Source organism: Celeribacter baekdonensis (assembly GCF_900102315.1).
GTDB lineage: Bacteria > Pseudomonadota > Alphaproteobacteria > Rhodobacterales > Rhodobacteraceae > Celeribacter > Celeribacter baekdonensis.
This window is the reverse complement of the sequence record NZ_FNBL01000019.1, coordinates 26,509-47,761: the sequence shown is the minus strand read 5'-3', so window position 1 is coordinate 47,761 and position 21,253 is coordinate 26,509. Positions and strand designations below refer to the sequence as shown.

Annotated in this window: 21 protein-coding genes; 20 read left to right on the top strand and 1 reads right to left on the bottom strand. The window is 57.9% G+C overall.

The window, feature by feature from the left end:
* Window positions 1-109 precede the first annotated feature (109 nt).
* The 14 genes from ubiT to BLT54_RS20380 all read left to right on the top strand — a co-directional run bounded on the left by ubiT (window position 110) and on the right by BLT54_RS20380 (window position 15,070).
* Entirely contained in the window at window positions 110-640 is a 531-nt protein-coding gene (ubiT, locus tag BLT54_RS20445) for a ubiquinone anaerobic biosynthesis accessory factor UbiT (protein WP_074647295.1), read from the top strand.
* Complete coding sequence (ubiU, locus tag BLT54_RS20440) at window positions 640-1,638, top strand: ubiquinone anaerobic biosynthesis protein UbiU (protein ID WP_074647320.1); 999 nt, start codon at window positions 640-642, stop codon at window positions 1,636-1,638. Before ubiT ends, ubiU begins: the two co-directional genes overlap by 1 nt.
* Window positions 1,639-1,643: 5 nt before the next feature.
* The gene (ubiV, locus tag BLT54_RS20435; protein WP_245708084.1) at window positions 1,644-2,555 is read left to right on the top strand and encodes a ubiquinone anaerobic biosynthesis protein UbiV; all 912 of its coding nucleotides are present in this window, start codon (window positions 1,644-1,646) and stop codon (window positions 2,553-2,555) included.
* Between the two features lie 409 nt (window positions 2,556-2,964).
* On the top strand, window positions 2,965-4,476 hold the full coding sequence (locus tag BLT54_RS20430) for an aldehyde dehydrogenase family protein (RefSeq protein WP_074647293.1): 1,512 nt from the start codon (window positions 2,965-2,967) through the stop codon (window positions 4,474-4,476).
* 242 nt (window positions 4,477-4,718) lie between these two features.
* Window positions 4,719-6,296 carry a GMC family oxidoreductase gene (locus tag BLT54_RS20425; protein ID WP_074647292.1) on the top strand — a complete coding sequence of 526 codons (1,578 nt, stop codon included), beginning with the start codon at window positions 4,719-4,721 and terminating at the stop codon, window positions 6,294-6,296.
* A gap of 25 nt (window positions 6,297-6,321) precedes the next feature.
* Window positions 6,322-7,611: an ABC transporter substrate-binding protein gene (locus BLT54_RS20420; RefSeq protein WP_074647291.1), complete on the top strand. Its 1,290-nt coding sequence runs from the start codon at window positions 6,322-6,324 to the stop codon at window positions 7,609-7,611.
* 5 nt (window positions 7,612-7,616) lie between these two features.
* Complete coding sequence (locus BLT54_RS20415; RefSeq protein WP_245708083.1) at window positions 7,617-8,378, top strand: ABC transporter ATP-binding protein; 762 nt, start codon at window positions 7,617-7,619, stop codon at window positions 8,376-8,378.
* A complete protein-coding gene (locus BLT54_RS20410) occupies window positions 8,378-9,082 on the top strand; it encodes an ABC transporter ATP-binding protein (protein ID WP_074647289.1) in 705 nt (234 codons plus the stop codon). Before BLT54_RS20415 ends, BLT54_RS20410 begins: the two co-directional genes overlap by 1 nt.
* Window positions 9,079-9,951, top strand: coding sequence for a branched-chain amino acid ABC transporter permease (locus tag BLT54_RS20405; protein ID WP_074647288.1), 873 nt, complete (start codon window positions 9,079-9,081; stop codon window positions 9,949-9,951). Before BLT54_RS20410 ends, BLT54_RS20405 begins: the two co-directional genes overlap by 4 nt.
* A 2-nt stretch (window positions 9,952-9,953) precedes the next feature.
* Window positions 9,954-10,985, top strand: coding sequence for a branched-chain amino acid ABC transporter permease (locus BLT54_RS20400; RefSeq protein ID WP_083351923.1), 1,032 nt, complete (start codon window positions 9,954-9,956; stop codon window positions 10,983-10,985).
* Entirely contained in the window at window positions 10,982-12,094 is a 1,113-nt protein-coding gene (locus tag BLT54_RS20395; RefSeq protein WP_245708082.1) for a class II histone deacetylase, read from the top strand. The genes BLT54_RS20400 and BLT54_RS20395 overlap by 4 nt, the downstream gene beginning before the upstream one ends.
* A 43-nt stretch (window positions 12,095-12,137) precedes the next feature.
* Window positions 12,138-13,172 (top strand): TRAP transporter substrate-binding protein, encoded by a 1,035-nt coding sequence (locus BLT54_RS20390; protein ID WP_074647287.1) that lies wholly within the window; start codon window positions 12,138-12,140, stop codon window positions 13,170-13,172.
* 50 nt (window positions 13,173-13,222) lie between these two features.
* Window positions 13,223-13,735, top strand: coding sequence for a TRAP transporter small permease subunit (locus tag BLT54_RS20385; protein WP_074647286.1), 513 nt, complete (start codon window positions 13,223-13,225; stop codon window positions 13,733-13,735).
* A gap of 9 nt (window positions 13,736-13,744) precedes the next feature.
* On the top strand, window positions 13,745-15,070 hold the full coding sequence (locus tag BLT54_RS20380) for a TRAP transporter large permease (protein WP_074647285.1): 1,326 nt from the start codon (window positions 13,745-13,747) through the stop codon (window positions 15,068-15,070).
* Between the two features lie 61 nt (window positions 15,071-15,131).
* On the opposite strand, the gene BLT54_RS20375 is transcribed toward BLT54_RS20380, so the two are convergent.
* Window positions 15,132-15,698: a nuclear transport factor 2 family protein gene (locus tag BLT54_RS20375; RefSeq protein ID WP_074647284.1), complete on the bottom strand. Its 567-nt coding sequence runs from the start codon at window positions 15,696-15,698 to the stop codon at window positions 15,132-15,134.
* 251 nt (window positions 15,699-15,949) lie between these two features.
* Between BLT54_RS20375 and BLT54_RS20370 the strand changes: the two genes are divergently transcribed.
* The 6 genes from BLT54_RS20370 to BLT54_RS20345 are packed head-to-tail and all read left to right on the top strand — an operon-like array spanning window position 15,950 to window position 21,252.
* Window positions 15,950-17,110 (top strand): amidase, encoded by a 1,161-nt coding sequence (locus BLT54_RS20370; protein WP_074647283.1) that lies wholly within the window; start codon window positions 15,950-15,952, stop codon window positions 17,108-17,110.
* Complete coding sequence (locus BLT54_RS20365) at window positions 17,107-18,258, top strand: acyl-CoA dehydrogenase family protein (RefSeq protein WP_074647282.1); 1,152 nt, start codon at window positions 17,107-17,109, stop codon at window positions 18,256-18,258. Before BLT54_RS20370 ends, BLT54_RS20365 begins: the two co-directional genes overlap by 4 nt.
* Window positions 18,259-18,304: 46 nt before the next feature.
* A complete protein-coding gene (locus BLT54_RS20360) occupies window positions 18,305-18,667 on the top strand; it encodes a hypothetical protein (RefSeq protein ID WP_009573193.1) in 363 nt (120 codons plus the stop codon).
* A 55-nt stretch (window positions 18,668-18,722) separates the two neighbouring features.
* Window positions 18,723-20,000 (top strand): aromatic ring-hydroxylating dioxygenase subunit alpha, encoded by a 1,278-nt coding sequence (locus tag BLT54_RS20355; RefSeq protein ID WP_074647281.1) that lies wholly within the window; start codon window positions 18,723-18,725, stop codon window positions 19,998-20,000.
* Window positions 19,997-20,491 (top strand): aromatic-ring-hydroxylating dioxygenase subunit beta, encoded by a 495-nt coding sequence (locus BLT54_RS20350; RefSeq protein WP_074647280.1) that lies wholly within the window; start codon window positions 19,997-19,999, stop codon window positions 20,489-20,491. The genes BLT54_RS20355 and BLT54_RS20350 overlap by 4 nt, the downstream gene beginning before the upstream one ends.
* The gene (locus tag BLT54_RS20345) at window positions 20,491-21,252 is read left to right on the top strand and encodes an SDR family NAD(P)-dependent oxidoreductase (RefSeq protein WP_074647279.1); all 762 of its coding nucleotides are present in this window, start codon (window positions 20,491-20,493) and stop codon (window positions 21,250-21,252) included. Before BLT54_RS20350 ends, BLT54_RS20345 begins: the two co-directional genes overlap by 1 nt.
* Window position 21,253: the final 1 nt, after the last annotated feature.

The window sequence follows — 21,253 nt, the reverse complement described above, 5'->3', positions numbered from 1 at the left end:
ATCCGCACCCCCATCACCCGCAGCCCCATGACATCCCGCTTGACCTGATCGTGACCAAGACCAAGATCGCGACCAAGACCGGGTTGCTTGCAGAACGGACCCCCTGATCATGAGCATCCATGCAGATGTCAACACCCGCCCTCCGGGGCCCGGACGGACCGCCGCCGCGCGGCTGGCCTGTGTGCTGATACAGCCGTTTCTGTCCCGCGTTGTCCGTCGGACAGCCGCACGGCACCCGTCGCTCTTTGCGCGGCTTGGGCCACATCAGACGACTGATTTCCTGATCGACCCGGTGGAATTGCCCTTCGCGCTGCACCTGCGCCCTGATCCAGAGGCGCTGGTGTTCCGCGCCGTGCCGCGTGATGCCGCACCGCACACGGGTGCCGTGATCCGGGGGCGGTTTCTGTTGCTGCTGGAGTTGGTCGATTCCGAACAGGACGGCGACGCAGCCTTTTTTTCGCGCGATCTGGAGGTGAGCGGCGACACCGAGGCGGTGGTGCGGCTGCGAAACGCGCTCGACGATATCGACGGGTCTCTGGCCGAAGAAACGGCGGCGATGTTTGGAGCGCCGGGGCGGGCCATGCTCGCACGGCTGCGGCGGGCCTATCTCAACGACACCAAAGGACAGGAGTGCATATGATGAGCCTTGCCGAACTGATCTGCCCCGCGGGCACCCCCGCCGCGCTGCGGGTGGCCGTGGATGCAGGTGCCGACGCCGTTTATTGTGGGTTCCAAGATGCGACCAACGCGCGCAACTTTCCGGGCCTGAATTTCACGCCTGACGAGCTTGCCGCTTCGGTCGTCTATGCTCATGCCCACGGCACGAAGGTTCTGTTGGCGCTCAATACATATCCGCCCGCCGGCAAGCTGGATCTGTGGCGGCATGCGGCGGATACCGGCGCTCGGCTGGGTGTTGATGCCTTCATCGTCGCCGACATGGGCGTGGCCGATTACATTGCCCACACCCACCCGCAGGTGCGGCTGCATTTGTCGGTGCAGGCCGCTGCCTCGTCGCCCGAGGCGATCCGCTATTATTGCGAAAGTTTCGGGGTGAAGCGCGTGGTTTTGCCGCGTATTCTGACGATCCCCGAGATCCGCCAGATCCGCAAGGAAATCCCCTGTGAGATCGAAACCTTCATCTTCGGGAACCATGGTTTGATGGTCGAGGGGCGGTGCAGCCTGACAAACTATCTCACCGGGCAATCGACGAACATGGACGGGGTCTGTTCACCCGCATCGGACGTGGAATATGTGCGCGATGCCGACGGGTCGATGTCCTCGCAACTTGCGGGATTCACCATCGACCGGTTCGGTCCAGACGAGAAGGCGGGGTATCCCACGATCTGCAAGGGCCGCTACACTGCGCCGCACCGACCCGAGGGCTACTATGCCTTTGAGGAGCCGGTGAGCCTGAATCTCTCGCGGTTGCTGCCCGAATTGATTGAGGCCGGGGTCCATGCCTTCAAGATCGAGGGACGGCAGCGGTCGAAAAGCTATGTCCGGGGCGTTGTGCGGGCCTTTCGTGCGGCGGTGGACGATATCAAGGCCGGGCGAAAGGCGAATATCGCGGATCTTCTCGCGCTGACCGAGGGGCAAAAGCAGACCCAAGGGGCTTTCGAAACAAAGAAATGGCGGTGACCAACATGACGAAATTGACACTCGGCCCCATCGCCTATCACTGGTCCGCCGAGGCGCGGAGCGACTTTTATGCCCGCATCGCTGACGAGGCCCCGGTGGACGAGGTCTATCTGGGCGAAGTGATTTGTTCCAAGCGCGCGCCCTTTCACGAAGCCGAGCTGCCCGCCACGATTGAGCGGCTGGAACGGGCGGGCAAGCGGGTGATCTTGTCCACGCTGGCCGAAGTCATGCTCAAACGCGAGCGCAAGGCGACGGAGGATCTGGCAGAGATCGACGCGCCTGAGATCGAAATCAACAATGCGGCGGGCCTCTTTGCGCGAGGTCGGCGCCCGCACCGCATCGGTCCGTTCATGAACGCCTATAACGAGGCAACCATCGGATGGATGGCCGCACAGGGCGCGACCCATGTCTGCCTGCCGTCCGAAATGCCAGCCCCGGCCATTGCCGTCGCTGCGCGTGCCGCAAGAGAGCTGGGGCTTGGCGTCGAGGTGCAGGTCTTTGGCCGCGTCTCTCTTGCCGTCTCAGCGCGTTGCTACCACGCCCGCGCCCATGGCCGGACCAAGGACAACTGTCAGTTCGTTTGCGAGGAAGATCCCGACGGTATGCCACTGCGCAGCCGTGACGAGCAGCCAATCCTGCGGGTGAACGGCATTCAGACCCAGTCTGAGAGTTATCTTGATCTGTTGCCCGAAACCCCGCAACTGGTGGCGGACAGTGTCACCCATCTTCGGCTGATGCCGCAGAGGGTGGACATGGTTGCGGTGGCGCAGGTGTTTCGCGACGCGGTGGACGGCAGGCTGTCGATGGGCGAAGCAGACGCGCGCCTCGCGGCGCTGAGCGGCGATGCGCGCCTCAGCAATGGCTTCTACCATGGTGCGGCGGGCTACCGGCGGATCGCCATGGCGGCACCGAGCTGATTGCAGGCCGAAGTCCACAAAATGACCTCGGCTGTGGCGCAGATATGCGCCTGAACCGGCCTGTGAAGCGGTGATGGTACACATCGCCATGCGTGTCATGACCATGCGTGTCATGCGCAGCATCGACAGGTCCATGCCACTTTTGACACCGATACCCATCTGGCGGATTTCGCGCTTGGGTTCGGGGAGCTTTATCTGCGCAATATCTACTGAGTCCACTTTTCTCTAAGTGGTTATTGTAGACATAGACTCATTTTGCCGTTTAAAAATTCACCAATTTTTACGTTAACTTTCATTTAAATTTGACAGGGCGAGTCAGTTGCGTCAAGTTTCACGTTAACAATAACGCAAAAGCCAGAGATTCAATCCCTGGCGAAATAACGCACAACGCACCCCTTGGAGGTCAAAAATGAAAATTGCTGTGCCAGACAGCGCAGTGGAGGCTATCCTCCCGGCTGTCGCTGACTTTTTGAGCGCGCCTAAGATGGTCGTGGGCGGCCAAAGCTGCGAGGCGCTTTCCGGCAAAACCTTTGCCGTTTACGATCCGGCAACAGGCGGAGAAATCGCTCAGGTGCCCGCAGGTGGCGTGGAAGATGTCAATGCAGCAGTGGCTGCGGCGCGCGCAGCTTTTGAGGGGCCTTGGTCCAATATGAGCGCCATGGCGCGTCAGTCCCTGATGTTCAAACTCGCCGATCTCATTGAGGAGAATGGTGAAGAACTGGCCCAGATCGAGACCTTGGAAAACGGCAAGAACGTGATGATTTCGCGTCTCATCGAGGTACAATCCTCCGCCGAATACATCCGCTATATGGCGGGCTGGGCGACCAAGATTTATGGCCAGACCTTTGATGTCTCCATTGCCATCCCTGAGGGCACAAAATATCAGGCGCAGACCCGCAAAGAGGCCGTGGGTGTGGTCGCGGCGGTGACGCCGTGGAATTTCCCGCTCAACATGGCCGTCTGGAAAATCGCTCCTGCGTTGGCTGCGGGCTGTACGGTGGTGTTGAAACCCGCCGAAGAAACGCCGCTGACCTCGATGTATCTGGCGAAACTCTGTCTTGAGGCCGGGTTCCCTGAGGGGACGGTCAACGTGATCACCGGCACCGGCGCTGACGTGGGCGCACCGTTGGTGGCACATGACGGAGTCGATAAAGTCACCTTTACAGGGTCCACCGCGACCGGAAAACTCATCGGCATTCAGGCGATGAAAGATATGAAACCGGTGACATTGGAATTGGGCGGCAAAGCCCCGATGGTCATGTTTGACGACATGGATCTTGATCTGTTGGGCCCGGCAATCGGCATTGGCACGATGTTCAATTCCGGTCAAACCTGCACCTCCGGCACGCGGCTTTATATCCAAAAAGGCATCTACGAAAAGGCGCTCGACATCATCGCGGCCATCGCCGGGAGCCTGCCGATTGGTTCTGGGATGAATCCGGGCAACATGATCAATCCGCTGGTCTCAGCCAAACATCAGGCCCATGTCAAAGCCTGTATTTCCAAAGCGATCGAACAAGGCGCAAAGCCAATTCTCAACGGGGCCGCCCCGAATGAGGGCTATTATGTTGCGCCGCAGATTTTCACCGAAACCACTCAAGACATGGCGATCATGCAGCAAGAGGTGTTTGGCCCGGTGATCTCAGTCACGCCCTTTGATGACGCCAATGAGGCGATGACCATGGCCAATGATACGATCTATGGGCTTGGTGCGTCGATCTGGACCACGGATGTCAACAAAGTCATGCGCTATGTGCCAAAACTCAAAGCCGGAACGGTTTGGGTCAATGCCCACAACATCCCCGATCAAAACATGCCCTTTGGTGGCTTTAAACAATCGGGTGTGGGTCGTGAACACGGCGCAGGCGCACTTGAGAATTATCTCGAAACGAAATCGGTGTGCGTGGCGTATCCCGCGTAACTCGCATGGCCCTGTCCCTTTCCCCAAGCGGCAGGGCCTAAAGACCCTGTGCGTCTGACGCGCAGCTTACCCCGCGAAGCCCCCGCCATAGAGGGGCCGCGACAACAGAGAGGATTGATCTGAAGACCGAGATGTACCCTCGGTCGGACGCCATCCTTGTCACTGCAAAGTTCCCCCCTCGTGTCGGCACCGCTGGCACGAACCGCTCTTTCTTTGTCCATTGCCAAGAGGCTCATCTCCCCATGAATGCCCATACCTATCCCCAGCTCACCGCCGATCTGAACGGCAAAACATTTGACTATATCATCTGTGGCGCCGGGTCCGCCGGCTGTGTGATTGCCGCGCGCCTGTCCGAGGACCCTGCGGTTTCCGTCCTTCTGGTGGAAGCAGGTCACGGTGACACGCCCGACATGGTCTCCACCCCGCTGCGGGTGATCGACATTTGGTTTTCCGATTACGATTGGGGCTTTTCGACGGTGCCGCAAAAACATGCCGGAAACCGCCAAGTCTATTGGCCGCGGGGCAAGGTCATGGGCGGCTGTTCGTCGATGAATGGCATGATCTATGTGCGCGGCCATCAGGCGGATTATGACGCTTGGGCGCTTCAGGGCAATTATGGCTGGGATTGGAAATCTGTCCTGCCGTATTTCAAGAAAATCGAGGATTTTGAAGGCGGTGCGGATGACTATCGCGCCACCGGCGGGCCGCTGCGTGTGATCAAAGAATATGAGCCGCACCCGGTGATGGCGGCTTTGGTCAAGGCCGGTGTCGAAGCAGGCATTCCCTATAACGAGGATTACAACGGCGAGACCACTGACGGCATTTCGCGCATCCAGTTCAACATCAAAGAGGGCACCCGCGCCTCGACAGCGGCAGGCTATATCGACCCGATCCACAACCGTCCCAATCTGACGGTGATGAGCGGCGCGCGGGCGGAGAAGGTTTTGATCACCGACGGCGTGGTTACCGGCGTTCAACTTGCCACTGCCTCAGGGTCGGTCACGCTCAATGCCGCAAAAGAGGTGGTGCTCTCTGCCGGGACTTTGGAAAGCCCGAAAATCCTCATGCTCTCAGGGATCGGACCGAAAGAGCATCTTGCCGAACACGGCATTGACTGCATCAGTGATCTGCCGGGGGTGGGCCAGAACCTGCATGACCATACCTTCCTGCCGATGGTCTATGAAAGCAAACCGGACTACCCGTTCCCGACCAACCCGACCTTGCCACCGATGCAAGTGCATATGTTCACCAGATCGCATCCCGACATGGCGGTGCCGGACCTTCAGCCGCTGTTCTTTTCGGTGCCCGCCTATGCGCCGGGGCAGGAGGGGCCGATGAATGCGTTCACGCTGCACGCGGCGGGCATTCGTCCTACGTCGCGTGGTGAGATGCGGTTGACCGGGGCGTCGATCGACGATCCTGTGGCGCTTGATCCGAACCTTTTGTCGACCCAATATGACGTTGATTGTCTCGTCACCTCGATGAAGCAAATTCGCGACCTCACCTCTCAGCCTGCCCTCAAAGACTGGGTGACGCGCGAGGTCTATCCGGGGCCGGATGTGCAAACGGATGAAGCGTTGGCGGAGTATGCCCGCGCTTTCGTGGGCAGTTATCACCATCAGGTTGGCACCTGCGCCATGGGCACCTCGGCCTTGTCCGTCGTCGACCCGGAATTGCGGGTCTATGGCGTCAAAGGGCTGCGTGTGGCGGATGCCTCGGTCATGCCCGCCGTGCCATCCGGCAACACCAATGCCCCGGCCATCATGATCGGCGAAAAATGCGCTGATCTTATCAAGTTCAACGTCTGTGCCAGCGTTTGAACCGTGTGTTCCAAGGATATTTACCATGACAAAGCTCACCATGAACCGTCGTCACCTGATTAAATCCACCGCAGCGGCAACCCTGTTTGCGCCGTCGATCGTGTCTGCCCGCCGTGCCCATGCCGCAGGGGGCACCTTGCGGGTTGGGTATGTCTCTCCGCGCTCTGGCGCGCTGAGCCAAATCTCTGAAAGTGATGGCTTTGTCATCGACGCCGTGCGGGATACGCTGGGCGGTAAACTTGAGACGGCGGCGGGGGCGCTCAACATCGAGATCATCGAAAAGGACACGCAGTCTGATCCGAACCGGGCGGGCGATATGGCCTCTGATTTGATCTACCAAGATGAGGTCGACCTTGTGCTCGTCGGGTCCACACCGGATACGACCAACCCGGTTGCGGACCTGTGTGAACTCAACGGTGTTCCATGCCTTTCTGCGGCCACCCCGTGGCAGTCCTGGTACTTTGGCCGCGGTGGTGCGCCAATGGAGAAAAGCTTTACCTATACCAATCACTTCTTCTGGGGATCTGAGGATCTTTTGGCGGTGTATTTTGGCCTTTGGGCTGGATTAGAGACGAATAAAGTCGTCGGCGCGCTTTGGCCAAACGACCCAGATGGGATCGCTTTTGCCGATCCGAACCTGGGTTTTCCACCCGCTCTGTCTGAGGCTGGCTATACCCTTGTCGATCCGGGCCGCTATCAAAACCTGAAGGATGATTTTTCCGCCGAAATCAACGCGTTCAAATCCGCAGGGGTCGAAATCGTCACTGGCGTCATGCTTCCACCTGATTTGGCGACCTTCATGACACAGGCCAAACAGATGGGTTACACGCCGAAATTCGTCACTGTGGCCAAAGCTGCTTTGACTCCAAAGGGTGTTGAAAGTTTCCCGGATGGTTTGGGTGAAAACCTTTCCGGTGAATATTATTGGGGGCCACAATACCCCTATGTGTCGTCGCTCACCGGCCAATCGACCGAGATGCTTTGCGCCGCTTACATGGAGGGCACGGGCAACCAATGGCTGCAAGGCACAGGCTATGTTCATGCCCTGTTCGAGGTGGCGGTGGATCTGCTCAAGCGCACAGAAGATGTGACTCCCGAGGCCGTTGTGGCGGCGATGAATGCCACCGATTTGAACACCTGTGTTGGGCATATCAAATGGGGCGATTTCGCTTTGGCGCCAAACGTTGCCAAAACGCCGGTCGCAGGCGGGCAGTGGCAATCGGACGGTGAGGGCGGCTTCAAATTGGTCTGTACCTTTAACGATGTCGCGCCTGATATTTTGACCAACGGCACTTTGGAACCGAAGGTTTGGTAAGTGCTGTGACTGAGGTATTCACTCCTTTGGGACCCGTGCTTGAGGCGCGGGCCCTGACCAAGCGCTACGGCGCTTTGACGGTCAATGATGCGGTGTCCTTTTCGCTCGCGCCGGGTGAGGCGCTTGGTGTGCTTGGTCCGAACGGTGCAGGTAAGACGACGCTATTGAAAATGCTCGCGGGATCGACCGCCCCCAGTGCCGGACAAGTGCTTTATGACGGGCGCGATATGTCCGGGCTGACCGAACCTGCACGCTGTCGCCAAGGCATTGTGCGGACCTCGCAAGTGCCGCAACCGTTTGAACAAATCTCGGTTTGGGAAAACGTTTTGACGGCGGCCTATCACGGCGGCGGCCATCATGGCGATGCGGCGGAAGAGGTGGCCTACACCGCGCTCAAGCGCACGGGACTTTTGGAACGCCACGATGAAATGGCCGGAGCTTTGTCTCTGATGGGGCGCAAACGGTTGGAATTGTCGCGGGCACTGGCCTGTGAACCCAAGGTGCTTTTGCTGGATGAAATCGCAGGCGGCTTGACCGATTTTGAGGTCCACGACCTTGTTGTGCTGATCCAAGATATTCGTACCTCAGGTGTCTCGATCATCTGGATTGAGCATGTGGTGCATGCGCTTGTGGCTGTCGTGGATCGTCTCATTGCCTTGGATTTCGGTCAATTGATTGCCGAAGGCACTCCCGATGAGGTGATGGAGGGCGAGGCCTTCAAACGCGCCTATTTTGGCCAGGATGCGATTTTAGAAGGGGCGCGCTGATGGCTTTGCTTGAGGTTGAAAACCTGTCCGCCGGATATGGATTGTTTCAGGCCCTTCGCGGAATTTCCTTGGCTGCTGAGGAAGGGGAAACCTTGGCCATCGTCGGGGCCAATGGTGCAGGCAAAACAACATTGCTGCGCACGATTTGTGGCGCGCTTCCGGCGATGACGGGTCGGGTGTCTTTTGACGGCACGTCGATTGAAAACAGTTCGGCGCATCAACTGGCCCGCCTTGGTATTTCGATGGTGCCAGAGGGGCGCAAACTGTTCCCAAGCCTCACGGTCGAAGACAATTTGATCATCGGCAGCTATCCAAAACGCAAAGGCTTTTGGACGGTGGAGCGCGTGTATGCGCTTTTCCCCGAACTGGTCAAACGCCGCAACAATCGCGGGCTGGATCTGTCAGGCGGAGAGCAGCAAATGGTTGCGATTGGCCGGGCGCTGATGGCCAATCCCCGGCTGTTGTTGATGGATGAAATTTCCCTTGGCCTTGCACCTATTGTGGTGAATCAAATTTACAAAAGCCTGCCGGAAATCAGCGGCCATGGCACCTCTGTCGTCCTTGTTGAACAGGATTTGAACCGGGCTCTGAGTGTTTCCAATCACGTCTATTGCCTGCTTGAAGGCCATGTAGAACTGTCCGGTCTTTCGGCCCAGATGGATCGCCAGGCCTTGATCGACGCTTATTTTGGAGCAAATGCATGATTGCGATGTCCACCATGCTCAACGGCGTCCTTTTGGGCGGTCTTTATGCGCTTTACGGGCTGGGTCTGTCTTTGACATTCGGCATTATGCGCACCGTAAATCTTGCCCATGGGGACATCATTGTTCTCGCAACCTACCTCGCGCTTATAACCACGCAGGTGTTGGGGCTGACGCCTCTCATGTCACTCGCCGTGCTTGTTCCGGTGATGTTTTGCATCGGCTACGGGCTTCAACGCTTGATCCTCAATCGCACGCTGAAAGACGGGATGATGCCGGCGGTGATCATCACCTTTGGCCTGTCTTTTGTCATCCAGAATGGCTTGCTTTTGGGCTTTTCCGCAGATCGTCAGGTGCTGCGGCAGGGGGCGATTGAAACCATGGGGGTCACGCTTGCGCCAGGAGTGACCATCGGCGTATTCCCGATTTTGACTTTGGCGGTTTTGTTGGTGATGATCTTTGCGCTTCAGGCCTTTATGGGGCGCACGCTTTTGGGCCGCGCGTTTCGTGCCACGTCAGATGACCCGGCAACGGCGGAGCTGATGGGCATCGACGGCAAGCGCATTTATGGCCTCGCGATGGGGCTGTCTTTTGCCATCATCGCGGTCACTGGCGTGGTGATGGGCATTCGCTCGAACTTTTCGCCGTTTGACGGCCCTGCGCGGCTTATTTTCGCTTTTGAGGTCATCATCATTGGCGGCATGGGGTCGATTTATGGCGTGCTTGCGGGTGGGTTGATCCTTGGCATCGCCCAGACGATTGGCGGCGCGATCAATCCCACATTTTTCCAACTTGCGGGCCATCTCGTGACGCTTGGCATTCTTGTCGTGCGCCCGTCTGGTCTGTTTCCAGAGACCATAGAGAGGGACTGATCATGGCCGAGTCTCAGATCGTGACCCCCCGCCCGTATGCGCGCACATCGTCTGCCGCGCTGCCACTCTTTGCCCTTGCCGTCATCTTGGCCGCACTCATCACTTTGCCATTTTGGGCCACGGGTTACACCCAGCGCTCGGTGTTGGAATTCCTGTATTTCCTCGCCCTTGCCCAAGCATGGAACCTGATGGCGGGCTATGCCGGGATGATGTCCATCGGCCAACAGGCTTTTGTTGGCATCGGGGCTTATGGCCTTGTGGTCATGGCCGAAGACCTTGGCATAAATCCCTTTCTCACAGTGCCTCTTGCCGCCATTCTGGCCGTCATCCTCGCGGTCCCGGTGAGTTGGCTTTTGTTCCGGCTGAAGGGTGCTTATTTTGCCGTGGCCACATGGGTCATTGCCGAAACCGTGCGTCTGACGGTGAACGCCAATATTGATTGGCTCGGCGGTGGTCGCGGTCGCACCGTGCGGTCTCTGGGTCAATTTGACCGGCATCTGCGCGAAGACCTGGGCTATTGGGTGGCGCTTGCGCTTGCGATCATCGCGGTGTTTGGCGTGTTTTTCCTGTTGCGCTCCAAAACCGGGTTGGCGCTTCAGGCGATCCGCGACACCGAGAATGGCGCGCGCAGTGTGGGTGTTGAAACCCGGCGCACCAAACGCATCGTCTACCTATTTGCCGCCGCCATTGCCGGGGCAACGGGAGCGCTGATTTACATCGTTCAGATCAATGTGCGCCCGGATGCGGCCTTTTCGATCAACTGGGCAGCCTATGTGATTTTCATCGTTGTGATTGGTGGGATCGGCACCATCGAAGGGCCGATTTTGGGCACGTTGGTGTTCTTTTTCCTGCGCGACATGTTGGCCGATCTTGAGGCGTGGTCGATGCTGATCTTTGGCCTTATCGCCATCATGATGATGCTCTTTGCTCCAAAAGGGCTCTGGGGCCTTTTGAATACCCATCGGCCTGTCCTTTTGTTTCGTACGGCGCGACGCCTTCCGGAGAGGTTCGCGGCCCATAAAGAAGGCGAATGACCATGTCTAAACCGGCGTTTTATTTCGATGAGAAAACCCTTTGGTTCACAGCGGGTCTCTCCGCCTTGGTGCAGCCTGTTGGCGGTTGGGTTCAGCCCCCGGCGAGTGGTGGCCACGCCGACAGTCCAGATCCCAAACGGCGGCTCAAATCTTTGATGGATGTCTCCGGGTTGACGCAGGCATTTGACGTCAAAACCGCCGCGCCTTTGAGTGAGGCGGAGCTACAGCGCATTCATCCAAAATCCTACCTTGAGGCGTTTAAAGCCTTGAGCGATGCGGGCGGCGGGGCGCTGCATCCGACCGCGCCTTTTTCCGGTGGTAGCTATGAGATTGCCGCGCTCTCTGCGGGGCTGGTGAGCCGCGCCGTTTTGGATGTGGCCGAAGGGGCGTGTCAGCGCGCCTATGCCATTTCGCGCCCCTCTGGCCATCATTGCCTGCCCGACACGCCGATGGGATTTTGCATGTTTGCCAATGTCGCCATTGCGGTGCGTGCCGCTCAGGAGGCGGGGATCGGGCGGATTGCCGTGCTCGATTGGGACGTGCATCACGGCAATGGCACAGAGGCCTGTTTTTATGATGATCCGAATGTCTTGACGATCTCGATGCACCAAGAGGCCTGTTTTCCACCCGGAGTTTCGGGCGCAGTGGCGGCCACGGGAGAAGGCGCGGGGATCGGTGCAAATGTGAATATCCCGATTTGGCCCGGCGCAGGCCACGCCGCCTATCTCTATGCTTTCGATCATATCATCGCGCCTTCGATCACTGAGTTTGCCCCGGAGATGATCATCGTGGTCAACGGGTTGGATGCCAATGGCGTCGATCCTTTGGCGCGTATGTTGGCGCATAGCGAAACATTTCGGGCCATGACCAAGGGCGTGATCGCTCTTTCAGAGGCGCTGTGTGACGGTCGTCTCGTGATCGTCCAAGAGGGCGGTTACGCCGAAAGTTATGTCCCTTTTTGCGCGCTTGCCGTTCTCGAAGAGCTCTCAGCCACGCGAACGCAGGTCGAAGATCCATTTCTTGACCTGCTCATCGAACAACAACCCAGCACCGAGGCCGTCACAGCACAGATTGCGGCCTTGGCGCGACACCCACGACACGTCCCATAAACACGGCCGGAAAGGTCGGAACACACTCAATAGGAGACAGCAAATGAAGACGCACATCAAATCTCTGGTCACCTTGGCCGTCACGGTTTCCACACTGGTGGCCGCCCCGGCTATGGCCAAAGGGACCAGGCTCGACATTCAAAGCGCATGGCCTTTGACCATGCCCGCAAGTGGTGCCAACGCGGCATATTTGGGTGAGACGCTCAATGAAAGCTCAGGTGGGTCGCTTGATGTGACCATCTATGGCGCGGGCAAATTGGTGCCGTCGCTGCAAATTTTCGACGCGGTGCAACAGGGCACGTTGGACGCCGGGATCACCTCTCCGCTCTATGTCGCGGGCCGCTTTCCGGCAGTGCAATTGTTTGGCGGCATCCCCTTTGGCCCCGACGCCATCACCCACACGGCTTGGCTTTATGACGGTGGCGGGCGCGAAATCTGGTCCGAAATCTACGCCAAACAGGGGGTTGTAACCATCCCCTGTGGTCTGATGGATAGCGAAGCGGGTGGCTGGTACAATTTCGAGATCAACACGGTCGATGATTTCAAAGGCAAAAAACTGCGTTTTGCCGGGCTGGCAGGCGAAGTGATGGCCAAGGTCGGCGCGTCCATCGTGCTTTTGCCGGGTGGCGAAATTTATCCGGGTCTTGAAAAAGGGTTGATTGATGGCACCGAGTTGTCCATGCCCGCCATCGACATCACTCTCGGCCTCCAACAGGTTGGCAAATACTATTATCTCCCCGGTTGGCACCAACCCGCCGCGATGAACGAACTGATCGTCAATCAGGCGAAATGGGACAGTCTGGATGCCAGCCAACAGGTTTTGATCGAAGAAAGCTGTAAGGCGGTGAACCTTGAGTCCATCACCTCGACCATGGCGTTGAATGCCAAAGCCGTGGCCGAGTTTGAGGCTGCTGGTGTCGAGATCAAATCCTTCCCGTCTGAAGTGTTGGACCCGTTGCAGGCCGCCTTTGACGAGGTAATTGCCGAACAAGTCGCAAAAGATGCCGATTTCAAACGGGTCTGGGAGTCGCTGACCGCCTACCGCGCCTCTGTCGCGCCTTGGGCAGAACGCCGCTAAGCCATCCGCGCCGGGGGCCTCTCCGGCGCGCATTTGCGGGGAGACACATCATGCAAATCGTCATCACGCTCATCGAAGGGTTCGTCATCCGGGTTGGTAAAATCGGCGCGTTGTTTTTACCGCTTTTGATGCTCACCATTCTGGTCAATGTCACCTCTCGCTATGTCTTCGGCATCGGTTCGATCGAGTTGGAAGAACTGCAATGGCACCTCAATGCCGTGGCGGTGATGTCCTGTCTGGCATGGGCATATCAACAAGACGCCCATGTGCGCGTCGATGCGTTTCATGTCAAAATGTCGGCCACGCAAAAGGCCATCGTCGAACTGTGCGGCGTGGTATTTTTGGTGTTGCCGTTCCTGTGGTTTGTCACGGACAGCGCGTGGACGATTTTTGGCTATTCTTGGCGCCTCAAAGAAGGCTCGCCCATGCCTTCGGGTTTGCCCGCGCGCTACATCATCAAATTCGTGATGGCCGCCGGGCTCAGCCTTTTGGCGCTGCAAGCCCTGGCCATTGGCCTTAAATCCATCCTCTTTCTGTTTGGTCCCAAGACCCACAAAGACTAAGGCGCAATCATGGATATTCTCTTTGTTTTCCTTCTCTTCGCCTCCTTCATGGTGGTGATGTTCTCGGGCTTTCCGATTGCGTTCGTTTTGGGCGGTGTCGCGGTTCTTTTTGCGGCTTTGGGCACGTTGCTCGATGCCTTTAGCGTCGACGCCGATATGGCCTCTCTGCGGATGATCGGATTTGTTGCCAACCGCATCTTCGACACGCTCTCAAGCTACTCTCTCATCCCGATTTCGATGTTCGTGTTCATGGGCATGATGTTGGACAAATCCGGTGTGGCGGAGCGGCTTTTGACCCGGATGCACCAAGTGTTGCGGGTGGTTCCGGGAGGCATGGCGGTCTCTGTCGTGTTGATCGGCGTGGTACTTGCCGCCTCCACTGGGATCATCGGGGCCTCTGTCGTTTTGCTCGCCACAATTGCCATGCCCGCGATGCGCGGCGCGGGTTACGATGACCAGCTTGGGCTTGGCGTGGTCGGGGCAACCGGGTGTTTGGGCATTCTTATCCCGCCGTCGATCATGCTCATCGTCATGGGGGATCAGTTGCAGATCCCGGTCGGCGACTTGTTCCGTGGCGCGATGGTGCCGGGGCTTTTGTTGGCGCTGGCCTATGTCGCCTATGCGGTGTTTATCGCACTGCGCTATCCAGATCGTGCCCCGGCCAAGCCGATTGAAGCGGGGCGTGAGCTGCGCGAGGTCGTGCTTGATTTGATCGGATCACTGGTTGCGCCGTTGCTTTTGGTCATTGCGGTTTTGGGGTCGATCATCTTTGGCATCGCCACACCGACCGAAGCCTCTGGCGTTGGCGCGGCGGGGGCCACGTTGATCGCGCTGATGTCGAAACGTCTCACGTGGTCGGGATTTCGGGAGGTGTGCGAAAGCACAGGTACAACCACCGCGTTTCTCTTTGCGTTGATCTTTGGTGCATCCTGTTTTTCCGTCGTGCTGCGCGGATATGGTGGCGATGAATTGATCGAAAATGCGCTTCACGCCATCCCCTTGCCGCCGACCGGGACGTTGATTTTGATCCTGTTCATCGTGTTCCTGTTGGGGTTCTTTCTCGACTGGATGGAGATCATCCTGATTGTTGCCCCCTTGGTTTTGCCGGTTTTGACCGCTTTGGGGCATGACCCGGCCTGGGTGGCAATTCTGATGGCGATTTGCCTGCAGACCTCGTTTTTGACCCCTCCGGTTGGGATGGCGTTGTTCTATCTCAAAAATGCGGTGCCGGATGTGGGAATCACCCAAATCTATCGGGCGGTTCTGCCCTTTGTGATGATGCAGATTGGAATTTTGGTGCTCACGCTTTGGGTGCCAAAAATCGCGCTTTGGTGAGATGCGTATACCGAAAAAGGGCGCCTGTTGGGGCGCCCTTTTGTCTGTGAGTCGCTGTGATTTACGGTTTCATCAACACCGAGGCAGAGGGATAATCCGAGGCCCAAGTGGCGGGAAGCGGTGCAACAAAGACGTTTTCCGTGCGGTTGCGGGTGTAACGCCATGTGCCGTCGTCACATTTTTTGAACGCATTAAACAGGCGCGATGAGCGCAAAAGGGCTTTGCCATCGGAGAACAGCCACGGCTGCATATGGACCCATTGACCCGTTGCGGTTTGGCCGTCGGAGGCCACGTTGATCTGTTCCGAGGTCAGGTAGTGACAGTTGAGAATCAGCGCCGGATCGGTCTTGCCGCCCCAGAACCCTTCGAAGTGTTTGCGCACGGCGGCTTTGCCTTCGGCGCGGCCAAACTGTCCGGTGTAATATTCGCCAACGCCTTCCCAAACGGCTTCTTCAGAGAAGAGTTCCATAATTAAATCAATGCGTTCTGCATCATCTTTGACGCCATATTCGGGCATCGGCGTGTCGCAAAGAAACATGTAGCGGGATTGTACGCGGCGGACTTCGGCCTCGGCTTCGAGCAGTTCAAGCCGTTTGGTGAGGGCGGCGATGGTGTCAGAGTCGGTCATGTGCGTCCTTTCGGTTCGGCGCTGTGTCGCGCCTTGGATTTTGAGACAAACCTCGGGCAAAAATTGAGCTTTGCGGAGGCGTGTTGCCTGCAATTAAAGCAGTAAAATTACCGTAAATAGGTTTTACAGCACTCTCCGTAAATGCGCAAAGAAATTGTTTCATCTTTCACTTGACCTGTGACGTAAATACGTGAAGATTACTGTAACAGCGTCACGCGAGATGACGTCAAAGCCCAAACAGGGACCAGAAAATGAACGCACATGCCACCAGCTCTCACGCGCTGGTCCAAGAGCTGTCTATGGGCGGCACTGGGCCAACCGTCGTGATCAAAGATTGCATCGACATTGCCGGCACGGTGACGGGCTGTGGCTCAGAAGCCTTTGCCTCTGCCGCGCCAGCCCTTGAAAACGCCGCCGTGGTCGAGGCCCTGTTGACGGCCGGGTGTCGGATCATCGGCAAAGCCAATATGCACGAACTGGCCTTTGGAATGACGGGCGTGAACGGATTTCACGGCACCCCGGTGAACCCCAATTGGCCGGACCGCATTCCCGGCGGGTCGTCTTCCGGTTCCGCCGTCGCTGTGGCCGCAGGTCTATGTGATTTTGCCATTGGCACGGACACCGGCGGATCGGTGCGCCAGCCTGCGATTTGCTGTGGTGTGATCGGGATCAAGCCCACCTTTGGCCGGATCAGCCGCAAGGGTCTGTCGCCCAAAAACAGCTCGCTTGATTGTGTCGGGGCCTTTGCCCGCGACATGGATATGATCGAGACCGCGATGGCGGCAATGGACCCGACCTTTACCTCCGAAACCCTCATCAACGCTCCCAAATTGACCCGGATCAAATCCGATCCTGTGGCCGAAGTGGGCGATCCTTTGGTCTATGCCTTGATGGACGCCTATCCGGGTATGGGCTACGAGTGCCTCACGCATTTTGAAGCCGCGTTTCAGGCCGGAATGACAGTGATTTCCTATGAAACTGCTGCCGCGTTTGGGCATTTGCTCGACGAAGGCGCGCCCCTTGGCGCGGATATTCGCAAACGCCTGACGGCGGCGCGCCACGTGACCGAGGCGCAATTGGCCGAGGCCGAAGCGGTGCGCACCGCCTTCACTGCCGAAGTTGACGCGCTTTTGGATCAGTATGATGCGCTTGTCACGCCCGCATTGCCGGTGATTCCGCCGACGCTGAGCGAGGCGCAAGACCCACAAACCATTCTGCCGCTGACGCGCTTTTTGCGCCCGTTTAACCTCAGCGGCCACCCCGCCATCACCTTGCCCGCGCGCACCAACTCCGGCTTGCCCATCGGGCTGCAATTGGTTGGCCGTAAAGGCGAAGAGGCCCGACTGTGCGCGATTGCGCGCTGGATCGTCTCTTGTGTTCCCGATTTTCAGTCAAAGGACCAAAGCCAATGACCTCACTGTCAAAACTCTCCGCGGATCAGGCACATGATGCCCTCTACATCTCTGTCTTGGATCAAATCCGTGCCCGCCGGGCCGAATTTACCCAGCTTCGCCATGTGCCATTGGATGTGGTGGAGCGGCTGCAACACATTGGCGTTTACCGTTCTTTTGTGCCCGCCCGGTTTGGCGGCGCTGAAAAAACACCGGCTGAGTTTTGTCGTCTGATCGAAGATATTTCTGCCGCGGATGCCTCTACGGGGTGGGTCGCAAGTTTTGGTGTCTCCGCCACCTATTTGGCGGCACTGCCGTCGCAGACCTATGCGGAAATCTACGGCAAAGACCCAAACACCGTGTTCGCGGGCGCAATGTTCCCGCCGCAAAAGGCCGACAAAGTCGATGGCGGGTTCAAGGTCAAAGGCCGCTGGCCGTGGTGCTCTGGCATCATGGGGGCCTCGCTGGTTGGCGCGGGCATCAAGGTCGAAGGGGATGACACGCCGCTGCCTCGTGTGGCCGTGTTGCCGCGCAACAAGGTGTTTGTTGATGAGACGTGGAACACCATTGGCTTGTCTGCGACCGGATCGCATGACGCGGTGGTCGAAGATGTCGTGATTGCCCCTGAGTGGACCTTTATCCGTGGCGGCAAACCCGAGATGGACGATCTGATTTTCAAATATCCGGCGATGGCACTGGCGGCACAGGTTTTGGCTGTGGTGGCCTTGGGTGCTGCACGTGAAGCGCTTGATTTCTTGGTCAAAGACGCCGCTGAACGCGCGTCGATCACTGGCGCGCCAAACCCCGGCGCACGCCCCTATGTGCAGAGCGAATTCGCCAAGGCTCAGAGCATCTTGATGGGTGCGCGCGCAGCATTTTACGACACGATTGAGGCGGCTTGGGATCAGCTCAAGACCACCGGCGATGTGTCACAGGACATGAAAATCCGCCTGCGTCTGGTGGCGACAAAAGCCGCCCGCGATGGCGCAGAGGCGGCACGCATTGCCTTTGTCATCGGTGGCTCTGGCGTGATGGAAACGGGCCATACCTTGGGGCGGTGCATGGTGGATGCGGCCTGTGTCGCCCAACACGCCTTTATGGGCGAGGGCACCTGGACCGCTGCGGGGGCCGGTTTTTTCGATCAACCGACCATGCCCGGCTACCCCTAAGACAACCGATTGATTGCACGAAATATTCCCGAAAGAGGACAACCCCATGAGCGACCAAAAGCCGATCCGCACCCTGTTGTGCTTTAACAACCATCCGACGTTTTTCAGCCTGCCGTTTGACCAAATCGGCCCGGTTTGGAAAGCCACCCAAGAGTTGATGTCCGGCATTGACCAGATGGAGGGCGTCGAAATCGTCGGGACGTTTGATGACGATCAGACCATGGTCGGGGCTTCCTCTGGCTTTCCGTTCACATGGTACATGCTCTGTGATTTCCCGACCCGTGAAGACGTCCAAGCCGCGTGCAACCTGCTGCGCACCATCGTGGTGGGCGAGGGCAACGACCGCCTTTGGAAATACATGACCGTTGAGGCGCGCATGGGCCGCGCTTTGGAAATCCCGCAACTTTAATTTTACGGGGTGTGCCGTTTGCACGCCGCCCCGATGCCACTGAGAAGGAGCTGATATGTCTCTCGATATGCCAAAGTTCAGTGACCTTGACGCGCTCTACGACGAAGAGAATGCGCTGGTCGGAACCGCCATGTACGAAGATCCTGATCTCTTTGCCGAAGAGATGGAAAAGATTTTCAAAAACACCTGGGTCTGGATCGCACATGAAAGCGAATTCCCTGACAAGGGCTCGTTCAAACTCTCCAACGTCGGTCTTGAACCGGTGATCGTGGTGCGCGACCGCAAGGGCAAAATCCATTGCATGGTCAACCGTTGCCGTCACCGCGCCGCCACGGTGTGCGAAGTCAAAAAGGGCAAGACCTCGTCGTTCCAATGCCCCTATCACGGTTGGGGCTATGGGCTTGACGGCTCTTTGCGCGCGCTGCCCTACCCGGAACAGTATGGCGACGATTTCGACAAGGCTCAGCATGGCCTGTTGAAATTGCGCACCGAATCCTACAACGGCATGGTGTTTGCAACCTTCAAAGAAGACATCGAACCGCTCGAAGAGTTTCTGGGCGAGGCGGTGTGTCGCTATATCGACCTGTTCATGAAACAGGGCGGTGGCTTCCCGGTCAAGGTTTTGGGCGAGCATCAGTTCACCGTGCCGATGAACTGGAAAGTGCAGTTGGAAAATACCACCGACGCCTATCATTTCCCGGTCGTGCACAAGAGCTTTATGCAAACGCTCGACGGTCAGACCGAAGAGATGTTCGACTTCCTCGACAAGGGCAAAGGCTGGGTTGAGGATCTGGGCAACGGTCACTCGATCATGATGATGATCCCGGAGCTTGAAGACCTCGACGCCAATCTCGACGCGCCGATCCCGGCCCGTTTTGAAGAGCTGGCACAAGAAATCCGTGACGAAGGCTATCCCGAGGATCAGGTCAAGAAAATCGTCCGTGCCGTGGGCGGGGCGGGGTTCAACCTCAACCTTTTCCCCAATGTGTCCTTCTCTCTGGCGTTCTTTCGCGTGCTCACGCCGATTTCGGTTGAACAAACCGACATCCGCCACATTGCCATCGGCATGGACGGCGGCCCGGACGCCGCCAACCAAGCGCGGATTCGTTTGCATGAGCATTTCCAAGGGCCGATGGGCTTTGGTTCGCCGGACGACGCCGAAGTGTGGGAGCGCATTCAGCGCGGCACCAAAGGTGGCGAGGACCTCAAGATCCTTGTGAACCGCGGCATGGTCGATGAGGTCGATGGCCCAACGGGGCCGCGTGGTCACATCTCCGCTGAGACCGGCATGCGTGCCGCTTACAAAATGTGGAAAGGCTTGATGGCAAAATGACTGAGATGAGCAAAATCGACACCAAATCCCTGTTGGCCGATGTCACAGCCTTCATCTGGGCCGAAGGCGCGATGCTGGATGCCAAGGAATATGACGAGTGGCTGGACCTGTGGACCGCTGATGGCCTTTACATCATGCCGATCGGCGACACGGTGGATTTCAAAAACAGCGTCAACCTGTGCTATGACAACGCCAAAATGCGCAAAGACCGGATTGGCCGTTTTCACCAAGGCTTTTCCATCTCGTCCGCGCCGCCCGCTCAAACCGTGCGCACACTGTCGCGGTTTCGAATCGAGGGCACAGAGGGCGATTTGGTCACCGTGACCTGCGCGGAACATGTCATCGAGGACAAATTTGGCCGTCAACGCGTGTGGGCGGGCAATGTCGCATACACCCTCAAAGCCACTGAGGGCGGTTTCAGATTGCACCAAAAGATCATCCGTCTTTTGAACTCTGATGGGATGCTGAATTCGTTCAGCTATTTGTTCTGATGGGCGCGCCTCTTCCAGAACACATCCCGACCGCAGTGGTCACGGGCGGTGCGCGCGGCTTTGGCGCGCAGGCCGTCCGGGCGCTGCACAAAGCGGGCTACCGTGTGGTCATCACCGATGTGAATCCGGGCGAAGAGGCCAAAGCTTTGGCCTCTGAACTGGACTTGGCGGGAGAGACCGCGATCACGGCCACATTGGATGTTTCCAAGCCTGAGGATTTCCAAACGGTGCTCGACAAATGTGTTGAACGCTATGGCTCGGTCGAGGTTCTGGTCAACAACGCCGCGCGCACCGCTGTGCAAAATGTGCTCGACATTGATCCCGCGTTTTTCAACGAGGTGATGGCGACAAACGCCGGTGGTACTTTTGCGGGCTGTCAGATTTTTGGCCGCTATTTCAAAGCGCAAGGCTACGGTCGTTTGATCAACATGGCCTCCTTGGCTGGTCAAAACGGCGGCACCGCCACCGGGGCGCATTATGCGGCCTCGAAAGGCGCAATCCTGACGCTGACCAAAATCTTTGCCCGCGACCTCGCACCGTTTGGCGTGACGTGTAACGCCATCGCACCGGGCCCGATGGACACGCCAATGGTGCGCGCGGTTTTGGGCGACACTATCGACAACGCCATTGCGGGCATCCCGGTCAAAAAACTCGGCGATCCTGATTTTGTGGCCAAGATGGTTGTCATGTTGGCGGGCCCTGACGCGGGCTTTGTCAACGGTGCCTGTTGGGACGTCAACGGCGGGCTGTATGTGAGGTAAT

Excerpts from the sequence above, each read along its gene's own strand:
- ubiT (WP_074647295.1), top strand. The coding sequence starts at position 110 with ATGAGCATCCATGCAGATGTCAACACCCGCCCTCCGGGGCCCGGACGG.
- ubiU (WP_074647320.1), top strand. The coding sequence starts at position 640 with ATGAGCCTTGCCGAACTGATCTGCCCCGCGGGCACCCCCGCCGCGCTG.
- ubiV (WP_245708084.1), top strand. The coding sequence starts at position 1,644 with ATGACGAAATTGACACTCGGCCCCATCGCCTATCACTGGTCCGCCGAG.
- BLT54_RS20430 (WP_074647293.1), top strand. The coding sequence starts at position 2,965 with ATGAAAATTGCTGTGCCAGACAGCGCAGTGGAGGCTATCCTCCCGGCT.
- BLT54_RS20425 (WP_074647292.1), top strand. The coding sequence starts at position 4,719 with ATGAATGCCCATACCTATCCCCAGCTCACCGCCGATCTGAACGGCAAA.
- BLT54_RS20420 (WP_074647291.1), top strand. The coding sequence starts at position 6,322 with ATGACAAAGCTCACCATGAACCGTCGTCACCTGATTAAATCCACCGCA.
- BLT54_RS20410 (WP_074647289.1), top strand. The coding sequence starts at position 8,378 with ATGGCTTTGCTTGAGGTTGAAAACCTGTCCGCCGGATATGGATTGTTT.
- BLT54_RS20405 (WP_074647288.1), top strand. The coding sequence starts at position 9,079 with ATGATTGCGATGTCCACCATGCTCAACGGCGTCCTTTTGGGCGGTCTT.
- BLT54_RS20400 (WP_083351923.1), top strand. The coding sequence starts at position 9,954 with ATGGCCGAGTCTCAGATCGTGACCCCCCGCCCGTATGCGCGCACATCG.
- BLT54_RS20395 (WP_245708082.1), top strand. The coding sequence starts at position 10,982 with ATGACCATGTCTAAACCGGCGTTTTATTTCGATGAGAAAACCCTTTGG.
- BLT54_RS20390 (WP_074647287.1), top strand. The coding sequence starts at position 12,138 with ATGAAGACGCACATCAAATCTCTGGTCACCTTGGCCGTCACGGTTTCC.
- BLT54_RS20385 (WP_074647286.1), top strand. The coding sequence starts at position 13,223 with ATGCAAATCGTCATCACGCTCATCGAAGGGTTCGTCATCCGGGTTGGT.
- BLT54_RS20380 (WP_074647285.1), top strand. The coding sequence starts at position 13,745 with ATGGATATTCTCTTTGTTTTCCTTCTCTTCGCCTCCTTCATGGTGGTG.
- BLT54_RS20375 (WP_074647284.1), bottom strand. The coding sequence starts at position 15,698 with ATGACCGACTCTGACACCATCGCCGCCCTCACCAAACGGCTTGAACTG.
- BLT54_RS20370 (WP_074647283.1), top strand. The coding sequence starts at position 15,950 with ATGAACGCACATGCCACCAGCTCTCACGCGCTGGTCCAAGAGCTGTCT.
- BLT54_RS20365 (WP_074647282.1), top strand. The coding sequence starts at position 17,107 with ATGACCTCACTGTCAAAACTCTCCGCGGATCAGGCACATGATGCCCTC.
- BLT54_RS20360 (WP_009573193.1), top strand. The coding sequence starts at position 18,305 with ATGAGCGACCAAAAGCCGATCCGCACCCTGTTGTGCTTTAACAACCAT.
- BLT54_RS20355 (WP_074647281.1), top strand. The coding sequence starts at position 18,723 with ATGTCTCTCGATATGCCAAAGTTCAGTGACCTTGACGCGCTCTACGAC.
- BLT54_RS20350 (WP_074647280.1), top strand. The coding sequence starts at position 19,997 with ATGACTGAGATGAGCAAAATCGACACCAAATCCCTGTTGGCCGATGTC.
- BLT54_RS20345 (WP_074647279.1), top strand. The coding sequence starts at position 20,491 with ATGGGCGCGCCTCTTCCAGAACACATCCCGACCGCAGTGGTCACGGGC.